Source organism: Flavobacterium sp. W22_SRS_FK3 (genome assembly GCF_052113665.1).
Lineage (GTDB): Bacteria > Bacteroidota > Bacteroidia > Flavobacteriales > Flavobacteriaceae > Flavobacterium.
Genome location: NZ_JBGQOF010000010.1, coordinates 43,800 through 61,225, shown reverse-complemented (window position 1 = coordinate 61,225; position 17,426 = coordinate 43,800). Strand labels below are relative to the sequence as shown.

13 protein-coding genes are annotated in these 17,426 nt (G+C 32.8%); 8 read left to right on the top strand and 5 right to left on the bottom strand.

Annotated features, from left to right (window positions below; all coding sequences use genetic code 11):
* Positions 1–87 precede the first annotated feature (87 nt).
* The 4 genes from ACEN2I_RS11570 (at position 88) to ACEN2I_RS11555 (ending at position 5,647) form a co-directional block, all read left to right on the top strand.
* Complete coding sequence (locus tag ACEN2I_RS11570) at positions 88–1,782, top strand: M23 family metallopeptidase (RefSeq protein WP_441766260.1); 1,695 nt, start codon at positions 88–90, stop codon at positions 1,780–1,782.
* Between the two features lie 11 nt (positions 1,783–1,793).
* Positions 1,794–4,253: a TonB-dependent receptor gene (locus ACEN2I_RS11565; RefSeq protein WP_441766259.1), complete on the top strand. Its 2,460-nt coding sequence runs from the start codon at positions 1,794–1,796 to the stop codon at positions 4,251–4,253.
* Between the two features lie 360 nt (positions 4,254–4,613).
* Positions 4,614–4,895, top strand: a complete 282-nt coding sequence (locus tag ACEN2I_RS11560) for a hypothetical protein (protein WP_441766258.1) — start codon at positions 4,614–4,616, stop codon at positions 4,893–4,895.
* A gap of 29 nt (positions 4,896–4,924) precedes the next feature.
* A complete protein-coding gene (locus tag ACEN2I_RS11555) occupies positions 4,925–5,647 on the top strand; it encodes a hypothetical protein (RefSeq protein ID WP_441766257.1) in 723 nt (240 codons plus the stop codon).
* Between the two features lie 33 nt (positions 5,648–5,680).
* Here the strand turns inward: ACEN2I_RS11555 and ACEN2I_RS11550 are convergent, their stop codons facing one another.
* The 5 genes from ACEN2I_RS11550 to ACEN2I_RS11530 all read right to left on the bottom strand — a co-directional run bounded on the left by ACEN2I_RS11550 (position 5,681) and on the right by ACEN2I_RS11530 (position 12,038).
* The gene (locus ACEN2I_RS11550; protein ID WP_441766256.1) at positions 5,681–6,382 is read right to left on the bottom strand and encodes a DUF2971 domain-containing protein; all 702 of its coding nucleotides are present in this window, start codon (positions 6,380–6,382) and stop codon (positions 5,681–5,683) included.
* Positions 6,383–6,513: 131 nt separating this feature from the next.
* Positions 6,514–8,343 carry an ABC transporter ATP-binding protein gene (locus ACEN2I_RS11545; protein WP_441766255.1) on the bottom strand — a complete coding sequence of 610 codons (1,830 nt, stop codon included), beginning with the start codon at positions 8,341–8,343 and terminating at the stop codon, positions 6,514–6,516.
* A gap of 341 nt (positions 8,344–8,684) precedes the next feature.
* A complete protein-coding gene (locus ACEN2I_RS11540; protein WP_441766254.1) occupies positions 8,685–10,412 on the bottom strand; it encodes a phospho-sugar mutase in 1,728 nt (575 codons plus the stop codon).
* 130 nt (positions 10,413–10,542) lie between these two features.
* Positions 10,543–11,499: a glycosyltransferase family 2 protein gene (locus ACEN2I_RS11535; RefSeq protein WP_441766253.1), complete on the bottom strand. Its 957-nt coding sequence runs from the start codon at positions 11,497–11,499 to the stop codon at positions 10,543–10,545.
* Between the two features lie 8 nt (positions 11,500–11,507).
* A complete protein-coding gene (locus tag ACEN2I_RS11530; RefSeq protein WP_441766252.1) occupies positions 11,508–12,038 on the bottom strand; it encodes a DUF4199 domain-containing protein in 531 nt (176 codons plus the stop codon).
* A gap of 249 nt (positions 12,039–12,287) precedes the next feature.
* On the opposite strand from ACEN2I_RS11530, the gene ACEN2I_RS11525 reads away from it, so the two are divergent.
* From ACEN2I_RS11525 to ACEN2I_RS11510, 4 genes are all read left to right on the top strand, one after another.
* Positions 12,288–12,545, top strand: coding sequence for a type B 50S ribosomal protein L31 (locus ACEN2I_RS11525; protein WP_441766251.1), 258 nt, complete (start codon positions 12,288–12,290; stop codon positions 12,543–12,545).
* Between the two features lie 149 nt (positions 12,546–12,694).
* On the top strand, positions 12,695–13,870 hold the full coding sequence (locus ACEN2I_RS11520) for a GlmU family protein (protein ID WP_441766250.1): 1,176 nt from the start codon (positions 12,695–12,697) through the stop codon (positions 13,868–13,870).
* 218 nt (positions 13,871–14,088) lie between these two features.
* Complete coding sequence (locus ACEN2I_RS11515) at positions 14,089–15,549, top strand: alanine/glycine:cation symporter family protein (protein ID WP_441766249.1); 1,461 nt, start codon at positions 14,089–14,091, stop codon at positions 15,547–15,549.
* A gap of 199 nt (positions 15,550–15,748) precedes the next feature.
* The gene (locus ACEN2I_RS11510) at positions 15,749–17,383 is read left to right on the top strand and encodes an ABC-F family ATP-binding cassette domain-containing protein (RefSeq protein ID WP_441766248.1); all 1,635 of its coding nucleotides are present in this window, start codon (positions 15,749–15,751) and stop codon (positions 17,381–17,383) included.
* Positions 17,384–17,426 lie beyond the last annotated feature (43 nt).

Genomic DNA, 17,426 nt, shown 5'->3' with positions numbered 1-17,426 from the left:
ATAAATGAAATTCAGTGAATTGTGTTTTTGAGGGTTTGATCTTCGTTTTTCGCTCCTTAATTTTTTATCTTAGCAAAAATGTTACTTATGAGATTTTCACTAATTACCCTGTTTTTTTGCCAGTTTATTTTTCCTCAAACCCAATATCCTAAAGATTATTTTAGATCTCCGTTAGATATTCCGATGCGGCTTTCAGGAAATTTTGGAGAATTGAGACCCAATCATTTTCATGCGGGCTTCGATTTAAAAACCAACCAAAGAGAAGGTTTGAATGTTTATGCAGTCGCTGATGGCTATGTGTCAAGGATAAAAATTTCGACTTTTGGAAACGGAAAATGTATCTACATTACCCATCCAAATGGATATACAAGTGTTTACGGACATTTGCAAACGCCTGTGGGAGCCATTGAGGAATATGTTAAAAACACACATTGTAAGGAGAAGTCTTTTGAAATTGAAATGTTTTTAAAACCGGATGAATTACCTGTTACAAAAGGGCAATTAATTGCACTTTCCGGTAATACTGGCTCTTCTCAAGGGCCGCATCTGCATTTTGAATTGCGTGATTCAAAGACGGAGTTCATTATAAATCCGCTTTTTTTTGGATTTGACCAAAATATAGAAGATAATAAAAAACCAACTATTTCAAGTTTATTTGTTTACCCGATTGATAATACAGTAGTTAATCAATCCAAACAGCCCTTATTATTGAACCTTTCCCTTCAAAAAGACGGAAATTATTTAGCAGGAAAGGTAAAAGCAAATGGAAAAATAGGTTTTGGAATTAATGCCGTTGATTTTGATGATGTTTCAGGCAATAGAAATGGTGTTTTTAAGGTAAGTACTTTTTTAAATGGAAACCCAAATTACAGCTATAAGTTTAGCACCTATTCTTTTGATGAAATGCGATATGTAAACGCTCTTATCGATTATTCAAAATATAGAAAAACAGGACAGCGGGTACAAAAGTTATTTATGAAAACGCCTTTTGCACTAAGTATTATAAAAACGGATTCGCTTAACGGAATACTTCCTGTTGAACCCAATTTAGGTTTAACTTACAGAATCGAAGTGTCTGATTATTTTGGAAACCTGAGGTCAATTACGATACCGGTGGAATACGATTCTGAAACACCAGTTATAAATGCTGAGCCTGTAACTTCAAAATATTTAATTCGATATAATAAAGATTCGAATTTTGAGAAGGATAATATGTCTGTGTTTTTTCCTGCCGGAACTTTTTACGAAGATTTTAATTTGAATTTCGATGTAAAAAATAACAGAATTTATATTCACGAAGATGTAGTTCCTGTGCATTCAAATTTTACAATAACAATAAAAGACAGTACTTATCCTGAAGATTTACGAGGTAAGATTTTTATAGCAAGAATAAGCGGAAATAGCAAAAGCTATAATATGACTACCAGAAAAAATGATGTTTTTACTGCAAAATCAAAAACGTTAGGACAATATGGTTTGGTTTTAGATACGATTGCACCAACTATAAAAATCAGCAAATCAATTGAAGGCAAATGGATTAGTGGAGTTAAAGCCATTCAGTTTACAATTAATGATAATTTATCGGGAATCAAATCTTATAATGGCTATTTAAATGGAAATTGGATTTTGTTTGAGTATGACAATAAAACGAGGAAAATCACACATGTTTTTGATGATACATTAGTTGCAGAGGGAGCTAATGATTTAAAAATTGAAGTGGTTGATAATGTGGGGAATTCTGCTATCTTTGAAACTCATTTTTTTAGAAGTCAACAAAAATAAAACCAAAACGTTTGAATAATTTTAAATCAATAATTGTTTTTCTTTTTTTATGCATTGGTTATGCTTCATCTGCCCAAAGTGCTAAAGTTAAAGGAATTATTTTAGACAATGAAAATCATCCCGTTGCAGATGTAAATGTTTCTGCTGGTGATAAAACTACGCAGTCTGATGCTAAAGGTCATTTTCAGGTTTTTGTTCCATCAAACAAAAAAGCAGTTTTGATTTTTAGGCACATTTCTTTAAAAATGATGACATTAACGGTGAATTTGAAACCTTATGAAACTTTTGTTTTTAATCCTGTCATGAACAATTATGAAGAACAGATGGGAGAAGTTTTTGTAACTTCAAAAAACAAAAAACTGGTTCAGGGTATTACGATTATTGATCCTGCAACTATAAAAAAGATTCCCGGAGCAAATGCAGGAATTGAAAATGTTTTGAAAACATTGCCAGGAGTAAATTCAAATAATGAATTGAGTACCCAATATGCCGTTCGTGGAGGTAATTATGATGAAAATCTGGTTTATGTAAATGAAGTCGAAGTATATCGTCCCTTTCTAATTCGATCTGGCCAACAAGAAGGATTGAGTTTTACCAATACAGATTTAGTACAAAATATTGATTTCTCGGCTGGAGGATTTGAGTCAAAATATGGTGACAAACTTTCTTCAGTATTAGATATTACGTATAGAAAACCAACTAAATTTGGAGCTGTCCTTGAAGCCAGTTTTCTTGGAGGGAGTTTGGCAGTTGATGCTGTTTCGAAAAATAAAAAATGGTCAGCTGTAACAGGCGTTCGTTATCGTAATAATAGTTTACTGGTAAATAGTCAGGATACACAGACTAATTATACACCAACATTTGCTGATATTCAGACGAATATTAATTATGATATTTCAAGCAAATGGCAATTAAGTTTTTTGGGAAATATTTCGCAAAATAAATATTTGTATCAGCCCTTAACCCGTGAAACAAAATTTGGAACAATCGATAAACCAATGGCACTTGCTGTTTATTATGAAGGTAAGGAAAGGGATCAATATGATACTTATTTTGGAGCCATAAAAACTACATATAAAGTTTCGTCTACTTTTACTTTGAAGTTCATAGGATCGTTATTTCATACCATTGAACAGGAACATTTTGATATTTTGGCGCAATATCGATTGGGGAATGTTGATGGAACTACAAATCCTGAGGATGTAGATTTTACAAGAGGAATTGGCGCTCAGCTTAATCATGCCAGAAATGATTTGGATGCTTTGATTGCAAATGCCGAGATTAAAGGTTTTAAAGAATGGAATAATAATAATCAGCTAGAATTTGGATTGAAATTTACACGAGAATCTATTCGGGACAGGATAGTGGAGTGGGAGGTAATTGATTCGGCTGGATTTTCTATAAATCCACCCATTTTAGATCTTCCAAAAAATGACCAGCCATACGAACCTTATACTGGACCCCTTTTACCGTACCAAAATATTCGCGCTACCAATTTTAATGACATAAACAGATTTTCAGGTTACGCACAATGGAATAATAAAACAGAATTAGGTTCAAATCAATTTTGGTATACAATCGGAGCACGCTTTCAAAGCTGGCAGGTTTCAGGCGCAGCTGAAGAAGGTAAGTATCAGACTGTTTTTAGTCCGCGTGCACAATTTGCCTTAAAGCCGGATTGGGATAAAAATATGATTTTTAGGATTTCGGGCGGATTGTATTATCAGCCACCTTTTTATCGGGAACTTCGTGATTCAAATGGAGAAGTTAATACAGATGTAAAAGCACAGCAATCGATACATTTTGTACTAAGTAACGACTATAATTTTAAAATGTGGAAACGACCTTTTAAATGGGTTACGGAACTTTATTATAAATCACTTTCAGATGTAAATGTATATTCGATTGATAATGTACGCATTCGTTATATAGCGGATAATAATGCCAAAGCTTACGCACAAGGTTTAGATTTTAGGTTAAATGGCGAGTTTGTGCCAGGAACTGAATCATGGATCAGTTTCGGATATTTAAAAACTGAGGAAAACTACGATAACAAAGGGTATATAGCCAGACCAACTGCCCAAAGATTAAAATTTGCAATATTGTTTCAGGATTATATGCCAAATATCCCCAGCATTAAATTATACTTAAATTTAGTTTACAATACCGGTTTGCCAGGAGGATCTCCTTCGTATTCTGATCCTTATTTATACCAAAACAGATTAAACGATTACAGAAGAGCAGATGTTGGTTTTGCTAAAGTTTTTATTGATCAGACTAATGGAGCCAAAACCGGCTGGCTGAAAAATTTCAAAGAATTATCATTAGGTTTGGAAATATTTAACCTTTTTAATAATCAAAATGCAATAACCAACACCTGGGTTAGAGATGCTTATTCGAAAAATCAATATGCAATTCCGAATTATATGACTTCGAGAGTTTTTAATATAAAACTGAATGCGAGGTTGTGATACAAGAACATAAAAAGAGAAAGAAGATTTTTTATGTTCCTGGAATGATTTCTTTGGTTTTGATTCCTTTGTTTTGTTTTTACCATTTTTATAAGGTTAATGCTTTTAAAGTTGAGGGATCTTTGGCTATTTCCGTTTCGACTAAAGAGGAATTTGTGAACTATAAAATTAAGAGTCTAAGGAAATATAAAAACTTTAATTTTAAAAAAGATAAATTTGAAGAATTAAAGGAGTTGCGATTTTTTGTTAGGGATTTGGTAAAAAAAATACGATACAATTAATGGCGCTAAAATTCATTTTGATTCAAAAATAGATTATAATACATTTATTAGTGTTATTAATATTGTATCTGAAGAAAAAGTGCAATTATGGGCTCATTATGAAGATGATATTTATGTTTTGTCAAGTCCAAAGCCAAAGCCAAGACAATCTAATTTGGAAAAAATAAAATATTTTTCATGTGGATATTACGAAGAGAATAAATTGTATTTTTTGGAAATGGAGAGAGAAAGACAATTTCATTATATTGTATCCGTTTATAAAAAATGCTGGATAATTTTTCTGGGGTATTTCGGAATTGTTCTTTTAAACATCTTCGGATTAGTAAAATTCAATAAAAACCAGAATTACAATCAAAAATAGTATATTTGATAATTGAATATAATTTGCAGATGAAAAAGTACTTAAAATATATAGCCTTAGCAATTGTCGGAACACTAATAATCAGCTGTCGTGAGGAAGTTAAAAAACCAAAAGTCACTTACGATGTATCAAATAAAGTAAGTATTGCTAAAACAGATTCTACTCAGATAGAAATTGCTGATCTGCCCATTCAAATGGAAGGGACGGAATATTTGATTCATCCGGTTGGAGATTTAAGGGTTTTTGAAAAAGGAACAAAAGCACGTTACGGATCATCAACTGTTAATGATGTGAGTTTTACAATTTCTAATTTAGGTGAATATGAAATTACTGGATATTTGCAAAACCTGAAATTTCAAAAAACAGATTCAGACTCCATCAGGCCTTTATCTGATAAACCTGTTTTGATTTTAACGGCTACGTATTTAAAGCCAATTGCTGATAAAACACTGAATCAGGTTATGGTTTATACCCTTGCTGATGCTGATACCAATAAAGACGGTAAAATTGATACCGGAGATATTAAAACATTATACTTAAGTAATATTAGCGGAGAAAATTTCACTAAAATCTCTGAAGATTTTCAGGAATTAGTGGACTGGAATTTAATAGAATCTAAAAATCGTTTATACTTTAGAACCATTGAAGATACAAATCAAAACGGACAGTTTGATAAAAATGATGTTTTGCATTATAACTACATAGATTTAGCTTCTAAAAAGTGGGAAGCGGTAAGTTATAAGCCAATATAATTTAGGTTTTAGATTGATAAATAAAGAAAATGCCTAAATCAAAATATCACTTTCTAAATCAGATTTTTCTATTTCGAATCCAAATCCTAAACGTTCGACTAATTCTATTACCAGTTTTTTATACCAGTTTTCTGATTTGGGATGAATGTATATTTTTTCGATTAACTGATTGATGTCAACATTAATCTTTAATCCATCGTTTAGTTTTATAGTGCTTTTTGAAGTGTCGGTTAAAATACGTACTTCACGTTCATACTGAAAACTTTTTCTTTTAAACAAAAACGGAAAGAATAAATCATCAAACGGAATGTATTCTTTTTTGTAGTCGATATAATTTACTTCACCAATATATTGATCAAAATTATTTTCAGGTTTAACAGCTTCCTGTAGTCGGCCAATTGTGGATTGAATAGCTAATCCTTCACTGTTTTGAGTAAATATCTGCCACATAGCAAATGATTCATATTCATTAATATGCCAGCTGCTGACTGCTACTTTTTCACGATGGGTTTTGTAATAATTTAAAAATTGAGGATTGTCAGTTGCCAGTTTTTTAATCTCTTCAAATGTTGGTTCGCTAAAAGTACCTTCATACTGATCTTCAAATTTATCAGAACGGGACATGAATAATTTTCTGGAGAGCAATAAATCAAGAAATTTAGATAAGTCTAAGTATTTCCAGACAATTGTATCACGGTTTTCAGGTAATTTTATGTTTGGATTGTTAAGATACATTTTTGAAGAATTAAACGATTAATCGTTACTAGTATCTAAGTTAAAAAAATAAACACAGATTAATGATAATTAAAAACAGTTTTAATAATTCTTTAATCTGTGAATAGCTATATAGTTAAAAAGCCTGAGTCTTAAGATTCAAAAGACTGCATGGTTACAAGCTTATTATAAGTCCCGTTATGAGAAATTAATTCATCATGAGTTCCTTGTTCTACAATTTTTCCTTTTTGCATTACAACAATTACATCCGCTTTTTGGATTGTAGAAAGTCGGTGAGCGATAACAATCGAAGTTCTGTTCTGCATCATGTTTTCAAGGGCAACCTGAACAAATTTTTCACTTTCGGTATCCAATGCAGATGTTGCTTCGTCCAAAATCATAATTGGAGGGTTTTTAAGTACTGCACGTGCAATCGATAAACGTTGTTTCTGACCGCCGGATAATTTATTTCCGCTGTCACCAATGTTAGTGTAGATCCCTAAAGGTAATTCTTTTACAAATTCAAAAGCATTGGCGATTTTTAAAGCTTCAATAATTTCGTCATCCGTTGCATCTAATTTTCCTAAAGCAATATTAGCTTTGATAGTGTCATTAAATAAAATACTGTCCTGAGTGACCAATCCCATTAATCCTCGAAGAGACTGCAGGTTCATTTCTTTTATGTTTATCCCGTCAATAGAAATTGTTCCGTCATTGACATCATAAAAACGTGTCAGTAAATTGGCAATCGTGCTTTTTCCGCTTCCTGATTGTCCTACCAGAGCAACAGTCTGGCCTTTTTTAATTTTAAGAGAAAAATCTTTTAAAACCGTTTCATTTTCATATTTAAAATTAATATTTTGAACACTTATGTTATTGTCAAAAGTTGTTTTTTCAATTGCATCAGTTTTTGATGTAATTGTATTTTCCTGTTCCAGAATTTCCAGAACTCTTTCTGCAGCAGCATTTCCTTTTTTTACCGCATAAGATGCTTTTGATATTGACTTTGCAGGCGTAAGAATATTATATGCCAGACCCATATAAGCAATAAAAGAAGCTCCGTCTAGTGTTTTTTCAATTAAAACCATCTGTCCTCCATACCATAATAATATGGTAATAACCATAATTCCCATAAATTCACTTGCAGGTGAAGCTAAGTTTTGACGATTTCCTATACTATTCGATAATTTAAAAAAACGCTCGGTTGAGTTTTGAAAAACTGTATTAAAATAGTTTTCAGAGTTATATCCTTTTACAACTTTTAATCCTCCAATAGTTTCTTCAATAGTCGATAAAAAAGCGCCTTGTTCCTGTTGCGCTTTACTTGATTTCTTTTTAAGCTGTTTGCCGATTAAAGAGATAATATATCCTGAAACAGGTATAAAAATAAAAACAAACAAAGTTAGTTTAGCGCTAATGATTAACATAGCGATTATCGTAAAAATGATCGTTAAAGGTTCTTTTACAATAAGTTCTAATATGGCTAAAAAAGAAGTTTGAACTTCATTTACATCGGCAGAGATCCTTGAAATAACATCTCCTTTTCGCTTCTCAGAGAAAAACGCCAAGGGTAATTCGAGTGTTTTTTTATACATCGCATTTCGCATGTCCCTCAAAACACCATTCCGTAAAAAAGTAATAAAAAACATAGCCAGATAGTCGGCTAGGTTTTTTAATAAAAAGATCGAAATAATGATGGCAACCATAACCGAAAGTACAAAACCAGGATTGTTTGTATCTGTATGAGTTGTAATATAGTAACTTAAGTAGTTTTCTCCATATTCTTTTAAATGTGCAATTCCTTCATATATAGGCATGACAGTGTTTTTTTTTGTTTTATCAAATAAAACCTGTATCATAGGAATTAATGCCATGAATGAAAGGGTACTGAAAAGAGCATACAAAACATTGAAAAAGATGTTTAAGTAGGCGTATTTTTTATACGGATATATAAAAGGAAGTGTTTTTTTGAAATTACTCATTTATTTTATGGATGTTATTTTCTGCTATAGCGATGCTATTTCGAGTTTCTCCAGCAACAATTTTTTTTCAGGTAATTGAGTTAAATATGCGGAAACTTTAATTAGTTTATCACTGTGCAGTATTAAATAGTTAATTTATTTAGGAGGTTTTTCACTGCACAAAATTAATTGAATTGGTTTGTTTTCCCCTACTTTTTTCTTTTTTTTATAAAAAAAAGACTCTAATTTACGTTATTTCTTAACGCAAAATAGAGTCTTAAATGGTAGAGATGCTTAATTTTGTACAACCTGTGTGCACAATTGTAATATAATTATAAAGAGTGTATGACTCATTTATTGTGTTATTTCAACTGCATGTCTGCAATGATATTTTGTATTTTTTGATCTAAAAAAGCTTCTGCAGCATCAAAATCTTCCACCGATTCTAATTCGGCATTAACACTGATATAGAATTTAATTTTTGGTTCAGTTCCGCTTGGTCTTGCACAAATCTTAGAGCCATCCTCTGTGTAATAAATCAAAACGTTTGATTTTGGCATATCCATCGTAGATTCTTCAGCTGTCAATAAATTCAAAGCAATAGATGACTGATAATCTTCAACCATAATTACACGTTGTCCGTTAATTTCTTTCAAAGGATTTTCACGTAAATCAACCATCATCTGATTGATTTCTTCTAAACCTTCCATTCCTTTTTTAGTCAGCGAAACCAAATATTCTTTATAAAAACCATTTTCAACATATAATTGCAACAGCTCTTTGTAAACAGAACTTCCTGCAGCTTTTGCCTGTGCAGCAACTTCACATATTAACAAGGTAGCCGCAACAGCATCTTTATCTCTAACGGCGTCACCAACCATAAAACCAAAGCTTTCTTCACCGCCGCCAATAAATTGAAGTTCTGGAAAATCTTTAATCATTTTGGCTATCCATTTGAAACCTGTTAGTCCCACTTTGCACTCTACACCATAGCTTGTTGCCAATTCCATGATCATCGGAGTCGAAACAATGGTTGAACCAACAAATTGTCTTCCGTTAATTTTGCCTGCTTTTTTCCATTGTTTTAATAAAAAGGAAGTCATTAAAACCATAGTCTGGTTTCCATTAAGCAAAATCATTTTGCCTTCGTTATTTCTAACAGCAACGCCCAAGCGGTCACAATCAGGATCTGTTCCAACTACAATATCTGAATTGGTTTTTTCGGCCAAAGCCAAAGCCATAGTTAATGCTTCAGGCTCTTCTGGATTTGGAGATTTAACCGTTGGAAAATCTCCGTTCGGTTCTGCCTGCTCAGGAACAATATGTACATTTGCATACCCTGCTTGAGATAAAGTATCAGGAATTGATTTTATAGAAGTCCCGTGCAATGAAGTAAAAACAATTTGTAAATTGTCTTTGGCTTCAGTTGGAGTATTAAAACTTGCGTTTTCTATAGATGATTTTATAAAAGCTTTGTCGATTTCAGTATCGATATACTGAATCAGGCTTTCGTTTGCGTTGAATTTGATTTTATCATAATCTAAACTTTCGATTATTTTAATGATAGCAGCATCTTCTGGCGGAACAATTTGGCCTCCATCTTCCCAATATACTTTATATCCGTTATATTCTGGTGGATTGTGAGATGCAGTAAGAACAATTCCGCATTGACAGCCTAAATATTTAAGTGCAAATGACAATTCCGGAGTTGGTCTCAAATCTGAAAACAAATAAACCTGAATTCCATTTGCAGAAAATACATCAGCAACAACCTTAGCTAAAGTATTACTGTTATGACGACAATCATAAGCAATAACGACTTTTATAGGCTGATTTGGAAAAACTTCATGTAAATAATCTGAGAGTCCCTGAGTGTTTTTTCCAAGTGTGTATTTGTTGATTCTGTTGTTTCCAACCCCCATAACTCCTCGCATTCCGCCTGTTCCAAATTCCAGATTTTTATAAAAACTTTCTTCAAGTTCTTTCGGTGATGTTGTTATCAATTCTTTAACAGCAGCTTGTGTTTCGTTATCAAATGTAGGCGTCAGCCATTCGTTTACGGCGCTTAAAATGTTAGGTGCAATATTCATGTAAATGTCTTTTTAATGTTTTAATTAAAGATAAGTATTTTTCAGGAGCTAATCCTGCTGTCCACTATATCTTTTTTGGCAGAAAAAAGCCAAAAAAGGATGCCGCTTCCATCAGGGCTAGGGTTTTGTATTAAAAATTAACTTCTCGGGATACTTTGTAACGTGATTCGTTGTTTTTAGTTCGCAAAATAATTTCACCCAGAAAACCTGCCAAAAATAATTGCGTTCCTAAAATCATAGTAGTTAAAGCAATAAAAAACCATGGATTACTTGTAATTAAACTATATCTCATTCCATTATACATGTGGTATAATTTCGAAATCCCAATATAACCGGCCAGTAAAAATCCAATGATAAACATAAAAGAACCCATTGCTCCAAACAAGTGCATAGGTCTTTTTCCAAATCGTGATAAAAACCAAATCGTAATCAGATCAAGGAATCCATTTATAAATCGTTCCATTCCAAATTTGGTTTCACCATATTTACGTGCTTGATGTATGACAACTTTTTCCCCAATTTTTCCAAATCCGGCATTTTTTGCCAAAACCGGAATATAACGGTGCATTTCGCCAGATACTTCAATGTTTTTTACAACTGTATTTTTATACGCTTTCAATCCACAGTTAAAATCATTCAATTCAACTCCCGAAGTTTTTCTGGCTGCCCAATTAAATAATTTCGAAGGAAGGTTTTTTGCCATAACAGAGTCGTAGCGTTTCTTTTTCCAGCCGGAAACCAAATCAAATCTCTGAGTCGTAATCATTTCGTACAATCCGGGAATTTCATCCGGACTGTCCTGTAAATCGGCATCCATTGTAACAATGACATCGCCTTTTGCTTTAGCAAAACCAGCGTGTAAAGCCTGCGATTTTCCAAAGTTTTTCATGAAGCGAATCCCTTTTACATTTGGATTTTCGTTTGAAAAACTTTCAATAATATTCCAGGAATCATCTGTACTTCCATCATCAACAAAAATGATTTCATAAGAGTAATTGTTGGATTGCATCACTTTAATAATCCACGAATAGAGTTCTTGTAGTGATTCCTCTTCGTTCAGAAGCGGTATAAGTATAGATAGATTCATTTAATTTTTTATTCTTGTGTAGTTTTGCTTTTAAAAAAGGCAGCGAAAATTAATCCAAAAATGCAGCTGATAACAATCGCAAAAATAGATCCTTTTAATAATTCTAAAGTTGAATATGGATTGCTTACTTTCATTTTTGCTATAGTTTCATTAATAACTGAAGCCGGTGATCCAAATTTCTGCATCATATTTACCGTATACTTAATCATTAATTCGCTTAAAGTCTCTTTCGCCGACGGATCAATAACATTAAATAGAAGAATGTTAAAAGTTGTAGAAATCAAAATTCCAATTACAGCCGCTATAAAATAAGTAGTAAAGGCTTCTTTAAAGGGAAAAATTCCATTTAATTCTTTCTTTGTTTTAGATAGTAAAAGGATAGATATTGTAAGGCTGATAGCAATGCCTAACAATCCCATCCACCATGCGGTAAATAAGTTTAAATCAATTGCATATATTGTAGCAGTAATTAATGTTGATGCAATTCCAATCATTACACCATAGGTAATTCCGTTCTTTTTTATAACTTCGTTAATCATATTTTCTATATGTTTTAAAATTAATCCACAAATATAGCAATTCCCAATATATTCGAGGATAAAAAGCTTTTTGAATTTAACTAAAAAAAAGTGCGCTAAACATTTGTATATTAAAAAAGAATTGTAAATTTGCAAACTCAAAATAATTAAAATTTTTAAACAAAAAAAGAGTACCGTTTGTTTACACCTTTTTCTAACCATGAAAAAGCTTCAAAATAAAAATGCTCTAAACAATAAATAAAAGAAAAGATGAAAAAAGGAATTCACCCAGAAAATTACAGATTAGTTGCATTTAAAGACATGTCAAATGACGAGGTTTTTATCACTAAATCTACTGCAGATACAAAAGAAACAATTGAAGTTGACGGAGTTGAGTATCCAGTTGTAAAAATGGAGATTTCCAGAACATCTCACCCTTTTTATACTGGTAAATCTAAACTTATCGATACTGCAGGACGTATTGACAAGTTCAAAACTAAATATGCAAAACACGCTAAAAAAGAATAGTCTGTTTTTATTGATACAAAAGCCTTCCAATCGGAAGGCTTTTTTTATGATTTTTAGTTAAGGCTTCTGTTTAATGATACAAATAAAATATTTGTAACTTTGAGCCTGATAACCAAATCAAGATTTTAACAAGTGCCAAATTTATATTTATGAATTACATTCTTTTTGACGGTCCCGTAAGGAATGCTTTATTGCCCTTTACTTTTACCAGACCAGTTGCTGATATTTTAATCGGAATCATGACGATTCGACAAAAATGGGAAGCGCGTTTGGGTTCTACTATAACAACTATTACTGAAGAATATTTATCAGCTAAATTTCCAATGGTGGAAATGGAAGAAAATATTATGATTAACGCAGCATATTTGCCTAATGATATGCTTGCTGAATTGGTTTCTGATCTAAAAGAAAATCAGGCAATCTTTAAAGGCGATGATGTAATTGCTTTTTTTACCACCGAAAATCAGGAAGAAGTCGATTTTGATTCTTATGAAATCATTCAATATAATGAAGATGTTCTTACTGTAGAGCATACCTGGGATATTTTCTCAAAAAATGATGCGGCCATTCGTGCTGATTTTGATTATTTAACACAGGATCGAAAATCACAGCCTATTCCAAAAAGTGTAAATGTTATTTCTCCGGAGAATATTTTTATTGAAGAAGGAGCAAAATTAGAATTTGTGACGCTGAACGCTTCAACGGGTCCTGTATATTTAGGTAAAAATACCGAAATTATGGAAGGAACCGTAATTCGTGGTCCTTTTGCTTTATGCGAAAATGCACAAGTGAAACTGAATGCTAAAGTTTATGGAGCAACCACTGTTGGTCCGGGATCCAGAATTGGAGGAGAAGTCAAGAATTCGGTTCTTTTTGCAAATTCAAACAAAGGGCATGACGGATTTTTAGGGGATTCTGTTTTGGGTGAATGGTGTAATATTGGGGCTGATAGTAATAATTCAAACCTGAAAAACAACTATGAAGAAGTAAAATTGTGGAGTTACGAAACAGAAAGTTTTGCTAAGACAGGACTTCAGTTTTGCGGCTTAATGATGGGCGATCACAGTAAATGCGGAATCAATACGATGTTCAATACCGGAACTGTTGTAGGAGTGAGCGCCAATATTTTTGGAACTGGTTTTCCGCGTAATTTTGTTCCGAGTTTTTCATGGGGAGGTGCTGCTGGATTTACAACATATGTTACTAAGAAAGCCTTTGAAACAGCAAAGTTAGTAATGGGAAGAAGAAATATTGATTTCGATGAAGCTGAAGCAGCGATTCTGGGGCATGTTTTTGAAGAAACAAAAAAGTGGAGAAAAGACTAACTAGGAGAACGTAATTAGTTAATTTTAAAAAGAGATAATTTTTGAAAGCTTAGTGAAGGTTGTAACTTCATTAAGCTTTTTTTATTTTTAATTGTTTTTGTCTTTTTTAATGCAATTCTATTAGTTTTTTTTGTGCAGATGTTATAGTTTTACCCAGTATATTTCTCTTTTGAGAGATTTTATTGCGTTTTTGATAATTGTAAAAAAGAAATAAATTTATGGAAGAAGCTATTGGGTTTTTAAATGGTATTGTATGGAGCAATGCTTTAATTGTTTTGTGTCTTGGAGCTGGTCTCTATTTTTCATTACGAACCCGGTTTTTGCAAGTGCGTCATTTTAAAGAAATGTTTCGTTTATTATTTGATGGCGAAAGTTCAGAATCTGGTGTGTCTTCTTTTCAGGCATTATCAATGTCTTTGGCCGGTAGAGTAGGTACAGGAAATATTGCGGGAGTAGCAACTGCTATTGCTTTTGGAGGGCCTGGTGCTTTATTTTGGATGTGGATGGTAGCTTTTTTAGGTGCTAGTACTGCTTTTGTAGAAGCAACTTTGGCACAAATTTATAAAGAAAAGGATAAAGGATTGCTTCGAGGTGGTCCTGCTTTTTATATTGAAAGAGGTTTAGGAGTAAAATGGTTTGCTATTCTGTTTGCAGTTGTTTCCGCTGTAGCCATGGGCATTTTATTGCCAGGAGTTCAGGCAAATTCTGTGGCTGAGGGAGTTCAAAATGCATTTCATTTAGATCCTTGGATTACTGGAGTAGGGATTGCAGTAATTTTTGCAGCTATTGTTTTTGGAGGTGTAAAACGTATTGCAAAATTCACAGAACTAATTGTTCCTTTTATGGCGATAGGTTATATTCTGGCTTCCATTATCATTGTTGTAATTGATTTTAATAAATTGCCAGAAATTATTTCTTTAATTTTCAAAAGTGCTTTTAATCAGGAAGCTGGTTTTGGAGCCGTATTTGGATTGGCGATACAATGGGGAGTAAAACGCGGAATTTATTCGAACGAAGCGGGCCAGGGCTCTGCACCTCATATTGCTGCTGCTGCCAATGTTTCGCATCCAACAAAGCAAGGATTGGTTCAGGCTTTTTCAGTTTATATTGATACCCTTTTGGTTTGTAGTGCTACTGGATTTATGATCTTAATTACTGGAACTTATAATGTTTTAAATCCTGCTTTCGGCACGGGTAATGCTTCTAAATTTTTATATAAAGGAGTTGATGATGTAACAGCAGGAGCAGGTTATACACAAAGTGCGATGGATAGTGTTTTTCCGGGTTTTGGTTCTTATTTTGTTGCTGTAGCATTATTTTTCTTTGCTTTTACAACGATTTTGGCTTATTACTATATTGCAGAAACGAACGTTTCATATCTAACTAAAAATCTAAAATCACCAATTGCAAATCATATTTTGAGAGTAGTGATGGTTTTTATTATTGTTTATGGAAGTGTAAATACTGCTAAACTGGCGTGGGATATTGGTGATCTAGGAGTTGGATTAATGGCATGGTTTAATATTATTGCTATTTTCTTATTACAAAAACCGGCATTGGCAGCTCTAAAAGATTATGAAAAACAGAAAAAAGCAGGTAAAGACCCTGTTTTTAATCCTGAAGATATTGGCGTAAATAATGCACCAATTTGGGACGAATTAAATAATAGTTCAAAATAAAATATTCTGAGTTTATAAAAAAAGTATCCGATAAAACTAGTCTTGTTTTATCGGATTTTTTTTGACTTCCTTCATATGTATTTGAAGTTGTAATTATCTGATTATCTAATTGCTCAATTCTCTAATTAATCTATCTTTGCACTTTTAAAAAAACTTGCTAAGGTCTAATGATCCAGCAATCTAAAATCTATAATTCTAAATGATTACAGTTAACGATATTTCGGTTCAGTTTGGTGGAACTACATTATTTAGCGATGTTTCTTTTGCTATTAATGAAAATGATAAAATTGCCCTTATGGGTAAAAATGGTGCGGGAAAATCGACGCTTTTAAAAATAATTGCAGGTCAAAGCAAACCTTCTACAGGAAGTATTTCGACCCCCAAAGATGCCGTAGTGGCTTACTTGCCTCAGCATTTATTAACACAAGATGGTTCGACTGTTATGGAAGAAGCTTCTAAAGCTTTTGGTGAAGTTTTTAAAATGAAAGCTGAAATCGATGAAATCAACGAACAATTAACGGTGCGTACGGATTATGAAAGCGATGCTTATATGAAACTGATTGAAAGGGTTTCTGACTTAAGCGAGAAATATTATGCAATTGAAGAAGTGAATTACGAAGCTGAAGTTGAGAAAATTTTAGTTGGTTTAGGTTTTGAACGTGAAGATTTTAATCGTCAAACCTCTGAGTTTTCTGGAGGATGGAGAATGCGTATTGAATTGGCTAAGATCCTTTTGCAAAAACCGGATTTAATTTTACTGGATGAGCCAACCAACCACATGGATATTGAAAGTATTCAGTGGTTAGAGGAATTTTTAATTAACCAGGCTAAAGCTGTTGTGGTAATTTCGCACGATAGAGCATTTGTAGATAATATTACAAATCGTACGATTGAAGTTACGATGGGAAGAATTTATGATTACAAAGCTAAATATTCTCATTACCTGGAATTAAGAAAAGATCGTCGTGTTCACCAACAAAAAGCTTACGATGAGCAGCAAAAAATGATTGCTGATAACAGAGCATTTATTGACCGTTTTAAAGGAACATTTTCTAAAACTGATGCCGTTCAGTCTCGTGTTAAGATGTTGGAAAAACTGGTTATCGTACAAGTTGACGAGGTTGATAATTCTGCATTGAAATTAAAATTTCCTCCGGCAGCACGTTCAGGACAATATCCTGTTGTGGTAAAAGAGTTGTCTAAATCTTACGGAGATCACGTAGTTTTTAAAGATGCTAATATCGTAATTGAAAGAGGGCAAAAAGTAGCTTTCGTTGGTAAAAATGGTGAAGGAAAATCGACTATGATCAAAGCCATCATGAAAGAAATTGGTATTGATGAAGGAAGTGTAGAAATAGGTCATAACTCACAAATTGGTTATTTTGCTCAAAACCAGGCTTCTTTGTTAGATGAAAATGCTACCATTTTTGAAACTATTGATAATATTGCTGTTGGAGATGTTCGAACTCAGATAAAAAATATTTTGGGGGCTTTTATGTTTCAGGGTGATGATATTACCAAAAAAGTAAAAGTGCTTTCAGGAGGAGAAAAAACGCGTTTGGCAATGATCAAATTGTTGTTGGAACCAGTTAATTTATTGATTCTGGATGAACCTTCGAATCACTTAGATATGAAAACGAAAGATATTATCAAAGATGCTTTACGTGATTTTGACGGGACTCTAATTCTGGTTTCTCACGATCGTGATTTTCTGGATGGATTAGCTACAAAGGTTTTTGAATTTGGAAATAAACGTGTAAAAGAACATTTTGAGGATGTTGCAGGATTCTTAGCACATAAAAAAATGGATTCAATGAGGGAAATCGAAAAGTAATAATTTTTTTTCTTCACATAAAAAAATGCCCTAAATAGTATGT